This window comes from Knoellia sp. S7-12, from assembly GCF_040518285.1.
Taxonomy (GTDB): domain Bacteria; phylum Actinomycetota; class Actinomycetes; order Actinomycetales; family Dermatophilaceae; genus Knoellia.
This window is the reverse complement of sequence record NZ_CP155449.1, coordinates 839,364-857,905: the sequence shown is the minus strand read 5'-3', so window position 1 is coordinate 857,905 and position 18,542 is coordinate 839,364. Positions and strand designations below refer to the sequence as shown.

13 protein-coding genes and 2 pseudogenes are annotated in these 18,542 nt (G+C 67.9%); 4 read left to right on the top strand and 11 right to left on the bottom strand.

The features are described from left to right. Nucleotides 1–120 precede the first annotated feature (120 nt). Nucleotides 121–2,607 (bottom strand): sodium-translocating pyrophosphatase, encoded by a 2,487-nt coding sequence (locus tag V6K52_RS04080; RefSeq protein WP_353952626.1) that lies wholly within the window; start codon nucleotides 2,605–2,607, stop codon nucleotides 121–123. Between the two features lie 167 nt (nucleotides 2,608–2,774). Next, entirely contained in the window at nucleotides 2,775–3,146 is a 372-nt protein-coding gene (locus tag V6K52_RS04075) for an STAS domain-containing protein (protein ID WP_353952625.1), read from the bottom strand. A gap of 113 nt (nucleotides 3,147–3,259) precedes the next feature. On the opposite strand from V6K52_RS04075, the gene V6K52_RS04070 reads away from it, so the two are divergent. Both V6K52_RS04070 and V6K52_RS04065 read left to right on the top strand, forming a co-directional pair. Then, a complete protein-coding gene (locus tag V6K52_RS04070; RefSeq protein WP_353952624.1) occupies nucleotides 3,260–5,551 on the top strand; it encodes a DEAD/DEAH box helicase in 2,292 nt (763 codons plus the stop codon). Between the two features lie 73 nt (nucleotides 5,552–5,624). Next, nucleotides 5,625–6,182 carry a hypothetical protein gene (locus V6K52_RS04065; protein WP_353952623.1) on the top strand — a complete coding sequence of 186 codons (558 nt, stop codon included), beginning with the start codon at nucleotides 5,625–5,627 and terminating at the stop codon, nucleotides 6,180–6,182. A 108-nt stretch (nucleotides 6,183–6,290) separates the two neighbouring features. Here V6K52_RS04065 and V6K52_RS04060 read toward each other — a convergent pair whose 3' ends face one another. The 9 genes and pseudogenes from V6K52_RS04060 to V6K52_RS04020 form a co-directional block, all read right to left on the bottom strand. Continuing rightward, nucleotides 6,291–6,794: an Rv3654c family TadE-like protein gene (locus tag V6K52_RS04060; protein ID WP_353952622.1), complete on the bottom strand. Its 504-nt coding sequence runs from the start codon at nucleotides 6,792–6,794 to the stop codon at nucleotides 6,291–6,293. Nucleotides 6,795–7,006: 212 nt separating this feature from the next. After that, nucleotides 7,007–9,523, bottom strand: a complete 2,517-nt coding sequence (locus V6K52_RS04055) for a bifunctional FO biosynthesis protein CofGH (RefSeq protein WP_353952621.1) — start codon at nucleotides 9,521–9,523, stop codon at nucleotides 7,007–7,009. A gap of 262 nt (nucleotides 9,524–9,785) precedes the next feature. Further along, a complete protein-coding gene (locus tag V6K52_RS04050; protein ID WP_353952620.1) occupies nucleotides 9,786–10,835 on the bottom strand; it encodes an LLM class flavin-dependent oxidoreductase in 1,050 nt (349 codons plus the stop codon). A 56-nt stretch (nucleotides 10,836–10,891) separates the two neighbouring features. Then, on the bottom strand, nucleotides 10,892–11,188 hold the full coding sequence (locus tag V6K52_RS04045; protein ID WP_353952619.1) for a hypothetical protein: 297 nt from the start codon (nucleotides 11,186–11,188) through the stop codon (nucleotides 10,892–10,894). Continuing rightward, nucleotides 11,185–12,696, bottom strand: coding sequence for an FAD-binding oxidoreductase (locus tag V6K52_RS04040; RefSeq protein ID WP_353952618.1), 1,512 nt, complete (start codon nucleotides 12,694–12,696; stop codon nucleotides 11,185–11,187). Before V6K52_RS04040 ends, V6K52_RS04045 begins: the two co-directional genes overlap by 4 nt. Further along, nucleotides 12,693–14,066, bottom strand: a complete 1,374-nt coding sequence (locus tag V6K52_RS04035; RefSeq protein WP_353952617.1) for a (Fe-S)-binding protein — start codon at nucleotides 14,064–14,066, stop codon at nucleotides 12,693–12,695. Before V6K52_RS04035 ends, V6K52_RS04040 begins: the two co-directional genes overlap by 4 nt. A gap of 597 nt (nucleotides 14,067–14,663) precedes the next feature. Beyond that, nucleotides 14,664–15,041, bottom strand: a complete 378-nt coding sequence (locus tag V6K52_RS04030; protein WP_353952616.1) for an Rv3654c family TadE-like protein — start codon at nucleotides 15,039–15,041, stop codon at nucleotides 14,664–14,666. A 41-nt stretch (nucleotides 15,042–15,082) separates the two neighbouring features. Next, nucleotides 15,083–15,412 (bottom strand): TadE family type IV pilus minor pilin, encoded by a 330-nt coding sequence (locus V6K52_RS04025; protein WP_353952615.1) that lies wholly within the window; start codon nucleotides 15,410–15,412, stop codon nucleotides 15,083–15,085. A gap of 26 nt (nucleotides 15,413–15,438) precedes the next feature. Beyond that, a pseudogene (locus tag V6K52_RS04020) lies at nucleotides 15,439–15,540 on the bottom strand (DUF4244 domain-containing protein); the annotation flags it as partial. A 250-nt stretch (nucleotides 15,541–15,790) separates the two neighbouring features. Here V6K52_RS04020 and V6K52_RS04015 point away from each other — a divergent pair. Then, nucleotides 15,791–17,392 (top strand): recombinase family protein, encoded by a 1,602-nt coding sequence (locus tag V6K52_RS04015; protein ID WP_353952614.1) that lies wholly within the window; start codon nucleotides 15,791–15,793, stop codon nucleotides 17,390–17,392. Then, a pseudogene (locus V6K52_RS04010) lies at nucleotides 17,356–18,403 on the top strand (IS256 family transposase); the annotation flags it as partial. The gene V6K52_RS04015 and the pseudogene V6K52_RS04010, both read left to right, overlap by 37 nt. Between the last annotated feature and the right edge of the window lie 139 nt (nucleotides 18,404–18,542).

Here is an 18,542-nt window from a genome sequence, read left to right as displayed (position 1 = left end):
TACCTGGTCGTCTCACCGAGAGGTGGTCGTCTCGGCCCTGCGCAGACGACGGCGGCCGGCTCACCCTCTCGGGTGGGCCGGCCGCCGTTCACTGCTCTTGGCGTATGCCGTGTGCGCGAGTCAGCGCTGGGCGGGCACCTCGGTGGCTTCGCGAGCGTCGCCACTGTCGAGCGACTCGTCGACGGCCTCACCCGGAGCGGTGACCGCACCCGAGTCCGGCGCCTCGTTGTCGAACTCGGCGACGGGCTCGCCCTCGTCGTCGCCACCGATGGCCAGGTCGCGACGCTTGGAGATCGCGACTGCCGTGACGACGATGACCAGACCGACGGCGGCGATGCCGTAGCGGATCGGCTTGCTGGCGTCCTCACCGACCGAGAGCATGACGATCGCCGGGGCGATGAGTACCGCGACGAGGTTCATGACCTTGAGGAGCGGGTTGATGGCCGGGCCAGCGGTGTCCTTGAACGGGTCACCGACGGTGTCACCGATGACGGTGGCCTCGTGGGCAGGGCTGCCCTTGCCGCCGTGCGTGCCGTCCTCGACGATCTTCTTCGCGTTGTCCCAGGAGCCGCCCGAGTTCGCGAGGAAGACGGCCATGAGGCAACCGGTGCCGATGGCGCCGGCGAGGAAGCCCGCGAGGGCACCGATGCCGAGGCCGAAGCCGATGATGACCGGGCTGAGCGCGGCGAGCAGACCGGGGGTCGTGAGCTCGCGGAGCGAGTCCTTGGTGCAGATGTCGACGACCTTGCCGTACTCAGGCTTGGTCGTGCCCTCCATGATTCCGGGGATCTCGCGGAACTGGCGACGCACCTCGAAGACGATGGCGCCGGCAGCGCGGGTCACGGCGTTGATGGCCAGGCCCGAGAAGAGGAACACGACGGCCGCACCGAGGAGCAGGCCGACGAGGGTTGACGGGTTGGTGACGACACCCTGGGCGCTCTGGATGAACGCGTTGCCCGAGGCAATCTGCTCCTCGCTCAGCTGGGTGGCGTCGATCTCGCTGATCGCGGTCTGCCAGGCGTCGGTGTAGGAGCCGAAGAGCGCGGTCGCCGCGAGCACGGCGGTCGCGATCGCGATGCCCTTGGTGATGGCCTTGGTCGTGTTGCCGACCGCGTCGAGCTCGGTGAGGATCTGCGCGGCCTCCGCGTCGACGTCGCCAGACATCTCGGCGATGCCCTGGGCGTTGTCAGAGACCGGACCGAACGTGTCCATGGCGACGATGACGCCGACAGTCGTGAGCAGACCACAGCCGGCGAGCGCGATGAGGAACAGTGACAGGGCCACCGAGCCGCCACCGAGGAGGAAGGCGCCGTAGACCGCGGCACCGATGATCGCCGCGGTGTAGACGGCCGACTCGAGGCCGACGCCGATGCCCGAGAGGACAACCGTGGCCGCACCCGTGAGCGACGTGCGGGCGACGTCCTTGGTCGGGCGCTTGTCGGTGCCGGTGAAGTAGCCGGTGAGCCACAGGATGATCGCCGCGAGGACGATGCCGATGATCACGGCATAGATCGCGACGAGGGCCGGGTTGCTGTCGAGGGCGGCGATGCCCTGCTGCGTCTCGGTGAGGGTCTGCGGGTCGCGGCCCTCGAAGAGCTCGGCGAACGTGTGGGGCAAGTAGAACCAGGCAACGATCGAGGACAGCACGGCGGCGATGGCGGCCGAGATGTAGAAGCCCTGGTTGATGGCGTCGAGCGCGCTCTGGGTGCCGCGGGCCTTGGTGATGAAGACACCGATGAGGGCGGTGATCGCACCGATCGCCGGGACGAGCAGCGGGAAGACCAGGCCGTAGTCGCCGAAGGCCACGGAACCCAGGATGAGAGCGGCAACGAGCATCACGGCATACGACTCGAAGAGGTCTGCTGCCATGCCGGCGCAGTCGCCCACGTTGTCACCGACGTTGTCGGCGATGGTGGCTGCGTTGCGGGGGTCGTCCTCGGGGATGCCGGCCTCGACCTTGCCGACGAGGTCGGCGCCGACGTCAGCGGCCTTGGTGAAGATGCCACCACCGACGCGCATGAACATCGCCAACAACGCGGCGCCGAAGCCGAAGCCCTCGAGGACCTTGGGGGCCTCCGCCTTGTAGAGGAGGACGACAACGGAGGCGCCGAGCAGGCCGAGGCCCACGGTCGCCATACCGACGGTCCCACCGGTGCGGAAGGCGATGCGCATGCCTTCGTCGCGACCGTTCTCGCCGCGCGACGCGGCGGCAACGCGGACATTGGCCTTGGTCGCGAGCTTCATGCCGAAGTAGCCGATGGCCGCGGAGAAGAGCGCGCCGACGACGAAGAAGCCGGAGCGACCCAGCTTGACGTTCCAGTCAGGTGCCGGCAGGAGGAGCAGCAGCCCGAAGACGAGGACGACGAAGACGCTCAGCGTCTTGAACTGTCGGGTGAGGAAGGCCTGAGCTCCCTCTTCGACGGCAGCGCCGATCTCGCGCATCTTGTCGGTACCTGTGTCCGCAGCCAGAACTTGCTGCCGGAAGACGAAACCCATGACGAGAGCGATCACGGCGATGACCGCGACCCCGACGACGAGCGTGACGTTCGTTCCGGTGAGATCCAGCGTGGACGTCGCCTCGACCGGTGCGAGCGCGAGTGCAGCCATTCCATCCTCCTTGACGGGTGTGCGTCATCAGCCCTTGACGTGTCTCGCGATCCGTTGGACCACAGGCAGACGCGGGGTGGACCTTACCCGGTGACTCAGGTCACAAGAACCCTCGGTGCACGTGTGTGACTGCTCTCACGCTCGCAAGAGGGAGCCGCTGGCCTCTGTCAGGCCGAGACGTCGGGCTCGAGGAGTTCGGTGGGGCCTGCCGCCACTGCCGCCTCGACGGAGTCGTGGATGGCGAGAACCTGGTCCAGACCGGTGATGGCGAAGAGGCGAAGGATGCGCTCGTTGGTGCAGACGACCCGAAGCCATCCGTCGACCTTCCTGACCGCCTTGACCCGCCCGACGAGCACGCCGAGACCGGTCGAGTCGAGGAAACCCACGTCCTGCAGGTCGACGACGAGGGCGGTGTGACCCGCGGCGATGCGCTCCTCGAGCGCCGACCGCAGCTGGGGTGCGGTATAGACGTCGACCTCACCGGAGACGGTCACAATGGTGACGTCATCTCGCTCCGTGGTTGCAACGATCAACTTCACTACAGCCGGCTCCTTCTTCGCGTCGGCGTCCGTGTCTCGGACCCACTTGGGTGCCAACCCCTCGAAGCATCACACTCCGCGGCCTGTCAGCGCACCGCATTACGGTAACTGCTGTGCCGCCATCTGCCGAGCCGATCGCGATCCTCGCTGCCCTTGCAGCCGGGGAACGCGGAGCTCGGCTGCGCCATGTCGAGCGTCTGCCTGCCCGGGCCGCGCAGGTGGCCGACTGGCCGGAGTGGATGGCGCCACCGCTGCTCGCCAGCCTTGCCGGCAGCGGCATCGCTCGCCCGTGGTCGCACCAGCGCGAGGCCATGGATCTGGCGCATCGCGGCTCGCACGTCGTCCTGTCCACGGGCACCGCCTCGGGCAAGAGCCTGGGCTATCTCGTGCCGGCCCTCACCGCTGTCCTCGACGGGTTCGATGCGCCCACGGGACGCGGCGCCACCGTTCTCTACATCGCACCCACGAAAGCGCTCGCAGCCGACCAGCTCGCCCGCATCGAGGCGCTCGCGATCCCAGGTGTGCGGGCGGCCACCTATGACGGTGACACTCCGCCCGACGAGCGCCGATGGATCCGCGAGCACGCCAACGTCGTGCTCACCAATCCGGATCTGCTCCACCACTCGATGTTGCCGGGGCACAGAAATTGGTCGCCGTTCCTGCGCGCGCTTCGTTATGTCGTCATCGACGAGTGCCACATCTATCGGGGCGTCTTCGGCTCGCACGTCTCGTCCGTGATCCGGCGGTTGCGTCGCGTCTGCTCGCGCTATCGCTCCGAGCCGACGTTCGTGCTCGCCTCCGCGACCGTCAGTCACCCTGCGTCCCACGCCAGTTCTCTGGTGGGTATGCCGGTGAGTCCCGTCGACGTCGACGGTTCACCTCGCGAGGCACTCACCTTTGCCCTGTGGGAGCCGCCGACCATTGACGAGTCACGACGGTCGGCAACGACCGAGGCGGCCGAGCTGCTCGCCGACCTCGTGGCGGCCGACGTCCAGACCCTGGCCTTCGCCCGCAGCCGGGCTGGGGTCGAGGCCCTGGCCTCCTCCGCACGGCGACGCCTCGGTCAGGTGAGCGGCACCGCGGAGGCGAGCATCGCGGCATACCGAGGGGGTTATCTGCCGCAGGAGCGGCGCGAGCTCGAACGCGCACTGCGCGACGGTGAGTTGCGCGGACTGGCCGCGACCAATGCGCTCGAGCTGGGCGTCGACATCAGCGGACTCGATGCCGTCCTCATGGCCGGGTGGCCCGGACGCCGCGCCAACCTGTGGCAGCAGGCAGGGCGGGCTGGACGCTCGGGGCGTGAGTCGCTCGCGGTGCTCATCGCGGCCGACGACCCGCTCGACACCTATCTGCTCGACCATCCCGAGGCGATCTTCGGTGCGCCCATCGAGTCGACCGTCATGGACCCCGCGAACCCGCACGTGTTGGCGCCGCACCTCGCCGCGGCCGCCCACGAGCTGCCGCTCACCGAGGCGGACCTGCCGATGTTCGGGACCGGCGCCCGTGCCGTCGTCGACCTGCTCGTCGAACGCGGCATCCTGCGGCGCCGACCCAAGGGGTGGTTCTGGGCGCGCGATGACCGGCCCGGCGACCACGTCAACCTGCGTGGCACGACCGAGGTGGTCTCGATCGTGGAGCGCCGCAGCGGCCGGGTCCTCGGCACCATCGACGACGCGTCGGCGCATTCGCAGGTCCACACCGGCGCGGTCCACGTGCACCAGGGCGACACCTATGTCGTCACCGACCTCGACCTTCCGGCAGCCACCGCGACGATCGTGCGCGGCGACCCCGGGTGGAGCACCCACTCCCAGTCCCAGAGCTCGTTCGAGATCCTCGGTGCGCAACGGACCAGCACGTGGGGCGAGATCGACGTCTGCTTCGGCTCGGTGCGGGTGACGACACAGGTCATGTCGTTCCTGCGGCGGCTGCCGTCGGGCGAGGTGCTGGGCACGCATCCTCTCGACCTGCCCGAGCGATCGCTGGTCACTCGCGGCGTGTGGTGGACGATCCCGCTCGACCTGCTCGAGGCGGCGGGGATCGAGGAGGCACAGGTGCCGGGCGCAGCCCACGCGGCCGAGCACGCGGCGATCGGGATGCTGCCGCTCGTGGCGACCTCTGACCGGTGGGACGTCGGGGGAGTCTCGACCGACCAGCACCCCGACACGGGCCTGCCGACGATCCTCATCTATGACGGCTACCCGGGCGGGGCGGGCTTCGCCGAGCGGGCCCATGGCGCGTTTGGTGAGTGGATCGAAGCGACTCGTGACGCCGTCGCGAGGTGTCGGTGCGAGCGCGGCTGCCCGGCGTGCGTCCAGTCACCCAAGTGCGGCAACGGCAACGAGCCACTCGACAAGGCGAGGGCGATCCGACTTCTCGATCTCGTGCTCATGTCGCGCCCGGCCTGACCACAGGCGCTTCGACACACTCGGTGGCCTCTGATCAGGCACGATGCCCCAAAAGGGCGCTAGCCTCGCAAGCGTGATCATCCTTGGACTCATCCTCGTTCTGCTTGCCATCGCTGCAGGAATCCTGCTCTTCGAAGGCACCTCCCAACTCACCGACGGCGTCGACATCGACGTGCTCAACGGGACCATCAGCCTGCCGCCACTGGCCCTCCTTCTCACCGGAGCCGCGGTCATCAGCGTGTTCTGGCTCGGCTGGGTGCTGCTGCGTCACGGCATCAAGCGCGGATCGCGCCGTCGCCGTGAGGCCAAGGAAGAGTCTGCCCTCGCCGATCAGCGCCGCGTCGACAACGAGCGCAAGATGCAGGAGGAATTCGCCCAGCGTGAGCGTCTGCTCACCGAGGAGCGTCGTCGCCACGAGGAAGAGACCGCCACCCTGCGCCGCCAGGGCGATGAGCGGGTCGAGGAGCAGCACCTCTCGACCGAAGAAGCCCGTCGTCGCGCAGAGATCGCCGAGGCCGAAGCAGGCACCCGCCGTGGCGACGTGCCCCGCGACGCCAACGACACCCGCGGCGGCACCGATACCCGTGGGGTGGATCCGCGCAACGACCCGCGCAACGACCCGCGCACCTGATCCGAGCGGCCGCATCACCCGGCGCCTGACGAGCGCACCTGACCCGAGCAGCCGCAACTCTCTCGGCGCCTGAACCGCGCACCCCGAGGACCTTCGCCCGGCATGGCATCAGCTGATGATGCCGTGCCGGGCGTTCCACTTCTGCGCGGGCTGACGCTCGCCGCGCGCAGCGAGACCAACCGCGTCTGTGTGCATGCGAGGCCGATCGCGGTCGGCACCCTGGGGCCGCCGGCATGGCTCGATCCGGCACGCCGGGCCATCGGCTCGACACGGCCGTGGACACCCGCACGGAGACCGACTCGCGCACCCCCAGGGAGCACTCGAGGACCTGCGCGTCGTTGCGTCCCGCCACTGCTGACGCCGCGCACACGCGTCGACTCCTCCTTGCTGGATCGCGCTCGCGCCGGCGAGGGCAGCCAGGTCAGCAGCGGATCGAGCGCGGTGAGCGGCAGTCGCAGCCGCACCGAGGTGGAGTCCACCGGTGACCAGGACGAGCAGGACCCCGATGGCCGCCACAACAAGGACGGTCCCGGAGCCTCTTTCGCGCTGACGCTCTGCCGCTCTCACACCACACGGCACCAACCGAGCGTGCACCAAGCCATGCCGCCTCATGGCACTGCTTCGGGCACGGCGTGGGCGACACCTCGAGGACGTGCGCTGACACCGAGGACCCTGAGCAACCGCCAGCCCCAGCCGGGTGTTCAGCTCGGACCTGTTGAGGCCGAAGGCCCGCACCCGGATCAGCGCCCATCCCCGGCGCGCCTGCACCACAGGGTCTGGCCATCAGGGCTGGCGGAACTCGTCACATCTTCACCGCGGGAGAGTCACATGCCCACCACGGCATACGTGGTGGTGCGCTCGCGGACCGGCCGCCCGATGCCCGCCGCAATGTCGGTGAGCTCGGCGACGGTCTTGGCTGAGCCGTGTTCGGATCCGGCCATCCGGCTGATTGTCTCCTCCATCAGCGTGCCGCCGACGTCGTTGGCGCCGCTGCGCAGCATCGTCCGCGTCCCCTCGACGCCCAGCTTGACCCACGAAGTCTGGACGTTGGGGATCAGCCCGTGGAGCATGATGCGGGCGACCGCATGCACCGCGATGTTGTCCCGCAGCGTGGGGCCGGGCCGCGCGATCCCCGCAAGATAGACCGGGGCGTTGGTGTGCACGAACGGCAGGGGCACGAACTCGGTGAACCCTCCCGTGCGCTCCTGCAGCGTCCGCAACGTGCGCAGATGGCCCACCCAGTGGCGCGGATGGTCGACGTGCCCGTACATCATCGTCGAGCTGCTGGGGATACCCAGCTCGTGCGCCGTGGCCACGATCTGCAGCCACTGCGCCGACGGCAACTTGCCCTTCGTCAGCACCCAACGCACCTCGTCGTCCAGGATCTCCGCGGCGGTCCCCGGGATCGAACCCAGACCCGCCTCCTGCACCTCCGCCAACCACTCCCGCACGGGCACGCCGGCCTTGGCCGAGGCAGTGGCGATCTCCATGGGTGAGAACGCGTGGACGTGGATGCCCGGCGCCGCGCGGGTCACCGCCCGCACGATGTCGACATATGCCGTGCGTCCCAGGCTCGGGTCGATGCCCCCCTGCAGGCAGATCTCGGTCGCCCCCAACGCCTGCGCCGCCGCGGCCCGCTGGCCGATCTGCTCCAACGACAACGTGTAGGCATCGGCGTCGGTGCGCCGCTGGGCGAAGGCACAGAACCGGCACCCGACGTAGCAGACATTGGTGAAGTTGATGTTGCGGTTGACGACGTACGTGACGTCCTCACCCACGACGTCGCGTCGCAGGTCGTCGGCCAGCGCCGCGACCGCCACCAGATCGGCGCCCTCGGCCGTCATCAGCGCCAGGTAGTCCTCGTCACGGCACCCGGCGGGATCGTCCTGCGCCCGGCGCAGCGCCGCGCGGACCTCGACGTCAGCTCGCTGCGCCGGCGCCTGGAGCGCCCGGTCGGGCACCCGCGCGGCGACCTCGTCCCAGTCGCCGTACACCTCGTCGAAGTCACTGCGCCGGTCGGCGCTGCGGCCTTCCTGGTCCACACCCCGGTGCAAGTCGACCCGCCCTGAACCGGTTCCCGTGGCCGCGATGCCACCATCGGGCTCCTGCCACGGCAGGCCGACCGGGCGCGCATCCTCACGCGCCAGACCGGTCGTCGGGTCGGCCAACGCGCGCAAGTGAGGGTGCAGCCGAGGGTCGACCCACGGCTCATCGCGCTCCAAAGCGCCCAGCACGAACGACGGGTGCGCCGTGAGGCGTTCGCGCAACTGCAGACCCGCCAGTGCCGTCCACCGCCTCAGGTCCTCGATCTCGGGCCAAGGCCGCTCGGGGTTCACATGGTCCGGGGTCACCGGAGAGACCCCACCCCAGTCGTCGACCCCCGCCGCGAGCAGCCGGCCGATCTGGTCCGGATCAGACAAGTTGGGCGGCGCCTGCACCGAGACACCCGGACCCAGCAGCAGGCGGGTGACGGCGATCGTGGCCAGGTACTCCTGCTCCTCCACATCCGGAACGTCACGCATCGCGGTGTCGTCCTTGGCGCGGAAGTTCTGGACTATGCACTCCTGGATGCCTCGGTACTCCCGCGCCACGGACCGGATCGCCAGGATCGAGTCCAGCCGGTCCTGCGGCTCCTCACCGATGCCCACCAAAATGCCGGTGGTGAAGGGCACCCCGACCCGGCCGGCATCCTCCAGCACCCGTAACCGGACCTGCGGGTCCTTGTCCGGAGACCCGTAATGCGCCTGCCCCGGCTGCTCGAACAGCCGCCGCGACGTCGTCTCCAGCATCAGGCCCATGGACGGGGCCACCGGCTTGAGGCGCTGCAGGTCTGACCACGACATCACCCCCGGGTTCAGGTGCGGCAGCAGGCCCGTCTCCTCGAGCACCCGGATCGCCATTGCGCGCACGTACGACAGCGTGTCGTCATACCCATGAGCATCCAGCCACTCCCGCGCAGCCGGCCAACGATCCTCGGGCCGATCCCCCAACGTGAACAACGCCTCCTTGCACCCTTGAGCCGCGCCCCGCCTGGCGATGTCCAGGACCTCGTCGGGCGACAGGTAGGCGGCGGGCAGCCGGTGGGGCGCCGTCGCGAAAGTGCAGTAGTGACACCGGTCGCGACACAACCGCGTCAAGGGAATGAACACCTTGCGCGAGTACGTCACCGTCCCCGGCCGCCCCGCGCGCAGCATCGCGGCATCACGCACCCTGGTCGTCGCCGCCAGCAGCGTCTCCAACGCCTCACCCCGAGCACCCAACAGCACCAGTGCCTCGCCCTCGTCCAGAGCCTTACCGTCCCGAGCCCGGGCCAGCGCACGCCGCATCGCAGAGTCAGTCACCCCAACCACGCTATCTGCCACCCGACCTCTCCAAGCACCTGTCTCGTGTGAACCGCCCCGGCATGTCTGTCAATGGTTTGCTCGGTGGTTCAGGATCACCATCGCGCCAACCTTTAGCAGACACGCTCTAGCTCGTAGCAGCGATGCGCGGCGACCACAACAGGCGCCCCCGGCGCATCCGGTGAACGACGAGGCGGCTCCAAGCACCCAGCGAGGCGGCGCCTCACCCTTCCCCACTTGACGGAAAAGAACACCCGGCAGATCAGGCGAAGGCAGGCATGACCCTGTCGTGGACGAGCTGCAGCTGGGTGTTGACGTCGGGAACTCCCTCGATCTCGCGTCCCATAAGAGCCTTCACCAGCGCCTTGTCCGTGATGGCCAGGATCAGGTGGTTGACGCCGGCGGCCCCGATCTCGTCCTGCATCTTCTCGACGCACTCCTCCGGGGTTCCCGCCACGGACAGGCGCTCCGCGAGGTCGGGGGTTGTCAGCTCGATGCCCTTGGCCATGTCGCCGGCCCCGATTGCCTCGATGATTGGCGCCACCTCCGCGGGGTCGACGCCGTTACGTTGAAGCTGCTCGTGCGGCATCGCGGAGGCGTAGAGGCCGACCATGCTGCGAGCGGCGTCCTTGGCCACGGCGCCGTCCTCGGCAACGGAGAAGACGATCCAGGCGCCGAGATCGAGATCTTGCACGTTCTTGCCTGCGCGCTCGGCGCCGATCGTGCAGTGCTTGATCATGTAGTCATAGGCCTCGCGGGTGTAGCTGAGCGCATGGTGGCAACCGTCGGAAAACTCCGCAGCCGCTTCGAACGACTTCGGTCCGCGCATCGCGCCCATTTTGACCGGCAGCCGCTCCTGCACCGGCCGGGCGAAGGTGAACAGGCCGCTGTACTTGAAGAACTCGCCGTCGAAGGTGATGGCGCCCTCGTCGAGCAGGGTCCGGATGACGTGGACCGCTTCCTTGACCCGCGAGAGCGGCTTCGTCTCGGCCCAGTCGATGTTGTACTCCGCGAGCAGGCCGAAGTTCCCGCTCGACACCGCGACCTCCGCCCGCCCACCGGTCAGCTCGTCCAGTGTGGCGGCTGCCTGCGCGATCAGGGTCGGCTCACGCAGCACAACGCCCGACACGCTGGGCCCCATCCGGATCTGGCTGGTCTGCGCGGCCGCCGCGGCGAACAGGAGCCAGAGGTCCTTGTGCCAGGTCTCGTCCGCGGCGTAGACGGCGTAGAAGCCGAGCTCGTCTGCCTTCTTGATCGAGGACAGGGACTCGACCAGCGGGTAGTCCGCCAGCATTGCGTAACTGAATTTCATCTTGACTCCTTCTCGAAACTCGGACGTTCAGGGTTCGTTCTCCGGGGCCAGCGCGGTCACGCTCCACCGTCCTCGGTCTCGACCTCGGCCAGCAGCTTCGAACCCGCCATGACCTTGGAGGCGAAGTGCCGGTGCATCCACTCGAGGTGATCCCCCCGGGCGTTCATGATCCTCAGGCTGTCCCAGTTGGGGAACTCCTGCTGCAGCACCCAGCGCTCCATCAACCGCGGGTCGACCTCGAAGAGGTGCGGATGGGTGGTAATGGCGACGTTCGAGACGCGTTCGGGACGCGGCGGCGTGTACTGCTCGTCGTAGCGGAAGCCGATCGGCAGGCCCGCGGCGTCATCGCTCATGATCGGGTTCCTGCCTCGTAGGCCCGGTCGAGCAGGTACTTCCCTGGGTTCATGATGTTGTTCGGGTCGAGCGCGCGCTTGATGTCGAGCATCACGTCGAAGCCGCGGCCGAGCTCGTCGGGCACCAGATCGACCTCGCCCTCGCGACACGAGCCGTGGCACGCGCTGATCGAGCCGTGGTGCGCCAGTGCCACGGCAGCGAGGTCACGCTTGGCCTTGACCCACATCTCCCACGCCCGGTCGTCGAGCTGTTGCTCCCAGATGCCCACGTCGATCTCAGTGAGGTAGTCCACGCCGGTACTGCCCGAGGTGTAGGCAAACATGCCCCAGTCGTCGAACACGTCGGTACGACGGCGCAGGTCCGCGACGATCTCGTGCCATGACTTCGTCACCGACGGGAGATCGGTGTAGTTGATCGCCGCGTCCTCGCAGTGCCAGCTCATCGGCACCACCTGACCGGCCTTGGTGCGACCGTGCAGCGGTGTGGCATAGCGGTCGTGCCGCGCAGCCCAGTCGCCCTGTGAGATCTCGTCGCCCAGGTAGCGGGCCCCGTGCTCCTTCGCGATCCGGAACAGCCGCTTACCGGCGGGCCTGACCTCGTCCTCGTAGCCGTACATCACCGCGCACACCAGGGCCCGCACGTCGCCGGGCTGGGGGATGTAGGCCTCGTCGTCGCGGCGGAGGTAGGCAACCTTCCACTCGTCGAAGAGCACCGCCCCCGCGAAGGTCGCGGCCCCGGCGCGGGCGAGCGCACCGACGCAGGCGTAGGCGTCGTCGTAGTTGTCGAATGCCCAGAATGGCGAGAGCTCCGCCTCCGGCTTGGGGAACAGTTTGAGGGTGGCCGCGGTGGCGATGCCGAGCGTGCCCTGGTGTCCCATGAACAGGTGTTTGAGCTGGTAGCCGCTCGAGGACTTGCTGACCTTGTGTCCGACGCCGTCGCCGACGTGCATCACCTCGCCGGTCGGGAGCACGTGGTCGAAGCTGAGCACTAGGTCGCGGGTGTGCCCATAGCGCGAACCAATGAGTGACCAACCGCTGGTGCCGATGCGTCCGCCGACCAGTGAGCACGGGTAGGACGCCGGGTCATCGGGGTAGAACAGCCCGTGCCGGGCGAGCTGCTCGTTGAGCTTGAGCATGTTGATGCCGGTGCCGACCGTGACAGTCCGGTTGGCAAGGTCGAGCTCCTTGATGGCGTTCATCCGTTTGACGTCGACGACGATGCCCCCGCGCAGGGGTACGGCGCCGTCCGTGAGGCCAGTGCCGCCGTCGCGGGGTACGACGGGCACGCGCAGGTCGTTGGCGATCCTGACGACCCCGGCCACCTCTTCGGTGCTGGTTGGCAGCACCGCGAGGTCAGGCAGTCGCTCGGACCAGCGGTGCACCGGGAACGGTGCCGGGACACGCGCCCGGTTGTAGCGGTCCGGCTTGGAGGTGAGGATCTGCTCGTCGCGCAGGACGGTACGCAGTGCAGTAACGAGCTCGTCGAGGCGTTCGACCGCGATCGTCATGACCGGTCACCCCCACGGGCGCCCGAACCCTCGGAACCACCGCGCGAGCCGCCGACCTCGATCCCGAGCGACTCGGCCAGCATCTCGTGGATGTCGACCACGTCGATGTCCGCCGCCTCGCCCGCCTCGCCGAGTGGCCGTTCCGACCAGGGACAGGCGCTGACCAGCGTGTCCACGTCGAGGCGCGCCGCATTCTCGAGCCGACTGGCCGAGATCGCCGCGGTGAGCTCAGGTTTCTCGACCGGCAGACCGCCCCCGCCGCCGGAGCAGTAGGACCACTGCGTCACTCGGTCGACGTCCTTGAAGTCGAGACCGGGGATCGAGCGAAGGATCTCGCGCGGCTCCTTCCAGATGCCCTTGCGCTTGTTGAGCCGACATGGGTCGTGGTATGTGATCGCGCGTTCGACGGGCACTCGCGGGGTCAGCTTTCCCTCACGAATCAACTCGGCGAACAGTTCCACGACGAGCACAACCTCGATGTCGAAGTCGGCGCCGAAGTACTTCGGGTAGTCCTCGGTGAAGGAGATGTAGTCGTGCGGATCGAGCACGAGCAAGCGCTTGGTTCCCGTCGAGCGCCAATCGTCGAGGTTGTGCTGGGCGAAGCGCTTGGCCTGGTCGACGTATCCCATCTCAGCGGCCGGGCCCCCGCAGCACCACTGGTTGCCCATCAGCCCGAACTCATAGCCCGCCAGTTGCAGGATCTGGGCAACAGCACGGGGGACGGAGGTGCGGTAGAACGCAGCCTCGCAGTCGACGAACAGCACTGTCTCGCCGCCGATCGGCAGGTCGAGCCCGTCGGACCAGTCGCGCACGTGCTCTTGGCTCACCGCGGTCTGGCCCAGCACCGGCTCGTGGCTGCGCTCGTCGGTGCGCTCGTTCCAGGACTGCCATGCCGGCTGGTGCACTCCGCTCTCGACAGCGAACGCCCGCACCGCCTTGACCACGTCGACTGTGCGCGTCCGGAAGCGGTAGAAGTCGCCAGTGAACAGCGTATTCGGGCAGCGAAGCTCACAGGCGCCGCACTGGGTGCAGTTCACATAGTCAGCAGCGATCTCCTCGATCGTCATCTCGCCCTTGTCCATCGCCACGACGTTGGCGTGGAAAGCTGTCGGCGTCCACGACTCGTTGCGGGTCACCTGAGTCACCGGGCACACCTCACGGCAGAACTTATGACCCGAAGAGAAGCAGCTGTATGCCGCATTGCGCCACTGCTCGCTGAACTCCTGCGACCGAGTCGGCCCAGGCGGCAGCACGTGCGCGCGGACGATCTCGTCGGGGATGGCCGCCAGCTCTTCCGGATTGTCACGCATGCCGGGAGTGAACGGCACCGACACTGGGTCCGATGCACCCGGCCCGTCCAGCTGGGTCATTGGAAACCTCCTGCCAGGCGACAGTGACGCAGGTCACAGTCTATGCAACATACGGCTCCCGACTTCGAGCCACAAGAGGCAAGGGCCCATCTGCATCCGAACTCTTCCCGTCGTGGTCTGGATCTCGATCCGCCGCATAGGTGCGCCCCAACGAACCCGAACCGGCAACGATGAAACCGATCACGGGGATCGCTCCTTCACATGAGTTATCGAGTATCTAGTGAGTGCGATAACTACCGTGGCAGCCGAGTCACCTCAGCCCTAACTTGACCGGCCTAACGCATCCGCGACGTTAAGTCGCCGCCACAGCCTGGCGGGGAGGGCGCCACCCAAATCTTGACCGCTGCCGATGCGCAAAGTGGAACCCCGCCCCTCACGGTGGGGCCACCCCGAGGACCTTCGCCCGGCATGGCATCAGCTGATGATGCCGTGCCGGGCGTTCCACTTCTGCGCGGGCTGACGCTCACCGCGCACAGCGAGACCAACCGCGTCTGTGTGCATGCGAGGCCGATCGCGGTCGGCACCCTGGGGCCGCCGGCCAAGGAGTGCGAACAGGGTTCGAGCAAGGTTGCAGGGTCGAGAGCGTGATCAGGGTGCTCACTCGGGCGCGGCATCGGCCGGTCCGGCACGGGCGGAGGCGATGGCTCGATCCGGCACGCCGGGCCATCGGCCCGACACGGCCGTGGACACCCGCACAGAGACTGACTCGCCCACCCCCAGGGAGCACTCGAGGACCTGCGCTTGGTTGCGTCCCGCCACTGCTGACGCCCGCGCACACGCGTCGACTCCTCCTTGCTGGATCGCGCTCGCACCGGCGAGGGCGGCCAGGTCAGCAGCGGAGCGAGCGCGGTGAGCGGCGGTCGCAGCCGCACCGAGGTGGAGTCCAGCGGTGACCAGGACGAGCAGGACCCCGATGGCCGCCACAACAAGGACTGTTCCGGAGCCTCTTTCGCGCTGACGCTCTGTCGCTCTCACACCACACGGCGCCAACCGAGCGTGCACCAAGCCATGCCGCCTCATGGCACTGCTTCGGGCACGGCGTGGGCGACACCTCGAGGACGTGCGCTGACGCCGAGGACCCTGAGCAACATCGGCGGATCGGCACTCACCTCGACCGAGATCGAGTCGCTGCCGACGTCGAGGCCGATGTCTGCCCCGTCGGGCGCCTGGCGTGCCACCTCGCTCCGCACCCGACCGGCATCCTCGCCCCGAGCGAGGAGCCGCGCACCCACCCGGGCCGCGTCGACGCACCTCAGGTGATCCGTGACCACGGCGACAGCACCCAGCGCCAAGGTCAGCACCAGGACGAGGGCCGGCAGGGCCACGGCGATCTCCGCCGTGACCATGCCGGACTCGTCGCGTCGACCTCGAATCACGTGCCCGTGCCGAGAGCCGCGGTGATGACGTTGGCCAGGGCCGACTTCACCGGGCCGGACTTGACGACGAGCATGAGCACGGCGGCGAAGGCACACGCGGCAAGCGCTCCCTGTCACAGAGGTACTCAGCCGTCCCCTCACACGGATTCGGAGCTTGGCCTTTCCTGCCGTCCATAACTTCACCGTTTGGCGGCTTTGGGAGCTTGTGAAGGCTAAGGCGAGGGTGGTTCCTCAAGTGCGGGTTGCAGTCGTGTTGCGCCCTGCGAATGATCCCCGGGTGCTGGACCATCTGTTGGTCAGTCTGCTCGAGGAGCGCACTAGCGGGCGTCGGGTTTTGCGGAGCGCTTCGTGAGGACAGATCGGATCGTCACCTACGCCAGGGTGTCCACGGCTGAACAGGTATCCACGGGGACCTCGCTCGAGGATCAGCGGACACGACTGAGTGCCGCGGTCCAAGCCCGGGGCGGTGAGCACGTCGGCCATTTTGTGGATGCGGGCGTCTCTGGTTCCCTGACCAGCAGGCCCGGGCTTGATGCGCTTCGACAGGAAGTCTCCAGGGGTGGCGTCGACCTGGTCATCGCCACGAAGATCGACCGGGTGTCCAGGTCCGCGTTGGGTCTGCTCAATTTGGTTGAGGAGCTGCGCGGGCACGGCTGTCATCTGGTGCTGATTGACGAAGGCTTGGACACCTCAACGCCCGCCGGGGACCTCACCTCTGGTGTGCTTGGAGTGATCGGCGGCTGGGAGCGTCGCCGCATCGCGGAGCGCACGAAGCAGGGGAGGCTCAACGCCGCCGTAGAGGGTCGCTTCGTCGCCTCCACACCTCCGTTCGGTTACCGCGTGGTTCCGGCCCCCGATGGTCGCGGCAAACGCTTGGCAGTCCACGACGAGGACGCCCGAACAATCCGCGCCATGTACGAACAGCTGGTGGTTCTCGGAAGGGATCAGCAGGATGTCGCCGACTACCTGAACGAGGCGAATCACCGGCCGCCCGTGAGGTCGCACTGGACAGCGGAGTCGGTGGGTCGATGGGCCAGGCGTCGCCAGCCCCTTTCCACGGCGTCGGGCGTGTGGCACTTCTCCGGGACGGCCGTCGCAGTACCGGCCCTGCTCACCCCGGAGCAAACCGCGAACTGGGCCCGCTGGCAAGCCGGTGGACGTCGCACCCAGCAGTCCCGAGGCCCCTACCTGCTCTCGGGGTTCCTGCAGATGCCGTGCGGCGACGCAGCCATGGGCCGCACCGCCGGAAGCCGGCGCCCCACCTACTCGTGCCGAAAGCACTACCTGCCCCGACACGATCCAGAGCGACACGACCTCTGCCACAACATCTCCCGCGACGTCACCGATCACGCAGTGCGAGAAGAGATCACCAGGCTCATCGCGCAACCAGTCGTGCTTGGGACGCTCGCCGATAGGCGCCTGGGACGACACTCCGAGGCCTCACGAACAGTGGCAAGCCTCATGCAGGGGGTTGCCGACGTGGAGGGGGCAATCAGCCGCGACGCAAGTGCACTCCGCGGGCAAGGTTTCTCAGGGTCCGCGCTGGCGTCCGCTCTGTCACCCCTGCGTGACGAACACGCCCGTCTCACAGCCGAACTCACCACCATGCAACGACAGATCACCCGACGCGCCGTCGGAACAGACCCCATGATGCGCAAACACCTCATCGACGCACTCACGACGAACCTCACCGCAGCGGACGACACCACCATGCGAAACCTGCTGGGAACCTTGGACGCAAGGATCCACGTGATCGGATACCAACCGTGCTCAACCTGCACAGGGACCGGATACCTGGCATTTGCGCCCGGCAGTACCCGTCACCCACCACAGACCTGTCGTCACTGCCTCAAAGGACGAAACCCCGACCTGCGCATCGAACTTGACGACATCGCAGCACTCGCCCTCACGATGCAACTCAGCGGCAAGGACGCACTCAACGCCGGCTAGGAACTCAGCGCGTGGGTGCCTCAACTCACCGAAGACCGGAAAGTCGACGGTTCGACACCTGCTGGAGCGACGCCGCCGCGCCGAGTCGGCATTGACCACGGTGGTCGCGATTTGCTACATCCAAGGGGTGTCCAATCGGCGAATGGACAAGCTCGTGCGCAGCCTGGGATCACCGGGTTGTCGAAGTCGCAGGTGTCGGTGATGGCGAAGACCTCGACGAGCAGGTCGCCGCGTTCCGCGCGCGCCCGTTGACCGATGGCCCGTACACGTTCGTGGCCGTCGACGCGCTCACCATGAAGGTCCGTGAGGGCGGTCGGGTGGTCAAGATCGCGATTATGGATGCCACCGGCGTCAACGCCGACGGCTACCGCGAAATCCTCGCAATCCACACCGCCACAACCGAATCCGGAGCGGGCTGGCTCAACCTCTTCCACGGCCCGGCCGCCCGAGGCCTGCCGGCGTCGCCCTGCTCACCTCCGACGCACACGCCGGACTGGTCGACGCAATCGGCGCGACACTGCCGGCCGCGTCGTGGCAGCGGTGCCGCACCCACTACGCCGCGAACCTCATGGCAGTCACCCCCGAAGTCGCAGTGGGGATGGGTCAAAGCGCTCCTGCACAGCTTGTACGACCAACCCGACGCGCAGGCCGTGCACGCCCAGTTCGACCGCGTCCTTAAGGTTCTGCACGACAAACTGCCAACGGTCAGAGCACCTCGAGGCAGCCCGCGAGGACATCCTCGCCTTCACCGTCTTCCCCAAAGTGATCTGGCGTCAGATCTAGTCCAACAACCCCAACGAACGCCTCAACCGCGAGATCCGCCGCCGCACCGACGTTGTCGGGATCTTCCCCAACCGCGACTCCGTGATCCGCCTCGTCGGATCCGTTCTGGCCGAACAGCACCACGAATGGGCCGAACAACGTCGCTACGTCGGCCTCGAAGCCCTCAAGGCCGCCCGAGCCGTCCTGACCAGCCGCACCACCACCCGCCCAGGGGGACGTCCGACTTGATCGCCGGCACGATCACCACCCAACGCACGGCCCCAAGGATCGCGTTGCTACACCACCGATCAGGACTTGACCGAGATCGGTCTTCCGCTCGGCAGCGCTCACAGGGTCGTGCAGGTTAACGCTAGTCCGCGTCTGCGTC

Bases quoted from the DNA above. Each gene is read 5' to 3' on its own strand.
- V6K52_RS04050 (WP_353952620.1), bottom strand. From the start codon at position 10,835: ATGAAATTCAGTTACGCAATGCTGGCGGACTACCCGCTGGTCGAGTCC.
- V6K52_RS04060 (WP_353952622.1), bottom strand. From the start codon at position 6,794: ATGAGGCGGCATGGCTTGGTGCACGCTCGGTTGGTGCCGTGTGGTGTG.
- V6K52_RS04025 (WP_353952615.1), bottom strand. From the start codon at position 15,412: ATGGTCACGGCGGAGATCGCCGTGGCCCTGCCGGCCCTCGTCCTGGTG.
- V6K52_RS04040 (WP_353952618.1), bottom strand. From the start codon at position 12,696: ATGACGATCGCGGTCGAACGCCTCGACGAGCTCGTTACTGCACTGCGT.
- V6K52_RS04035 (WP_353952617.1), bottom strand. From the start codon at position 14,066: ATGACCCAGCTGGACGGGCCGGGTGCATCGGACCCAGTGTCGGTGCCG.
- V6K52_RS04080 (WP_353952626.1), bottom strand. From the start codon at position 2,607: ATGGCTGCACTCGCGCTCGCACCGGTCGAGGCGACGTCCACGCTGGAT.
- V6K52_RS04045 (WP_353952619.1), bottom strand. From the start codon at position 11,188: ATGAGCGATGACGCCGCGGGCCTGCCGATCGGCTTCCGCTACGACGAG.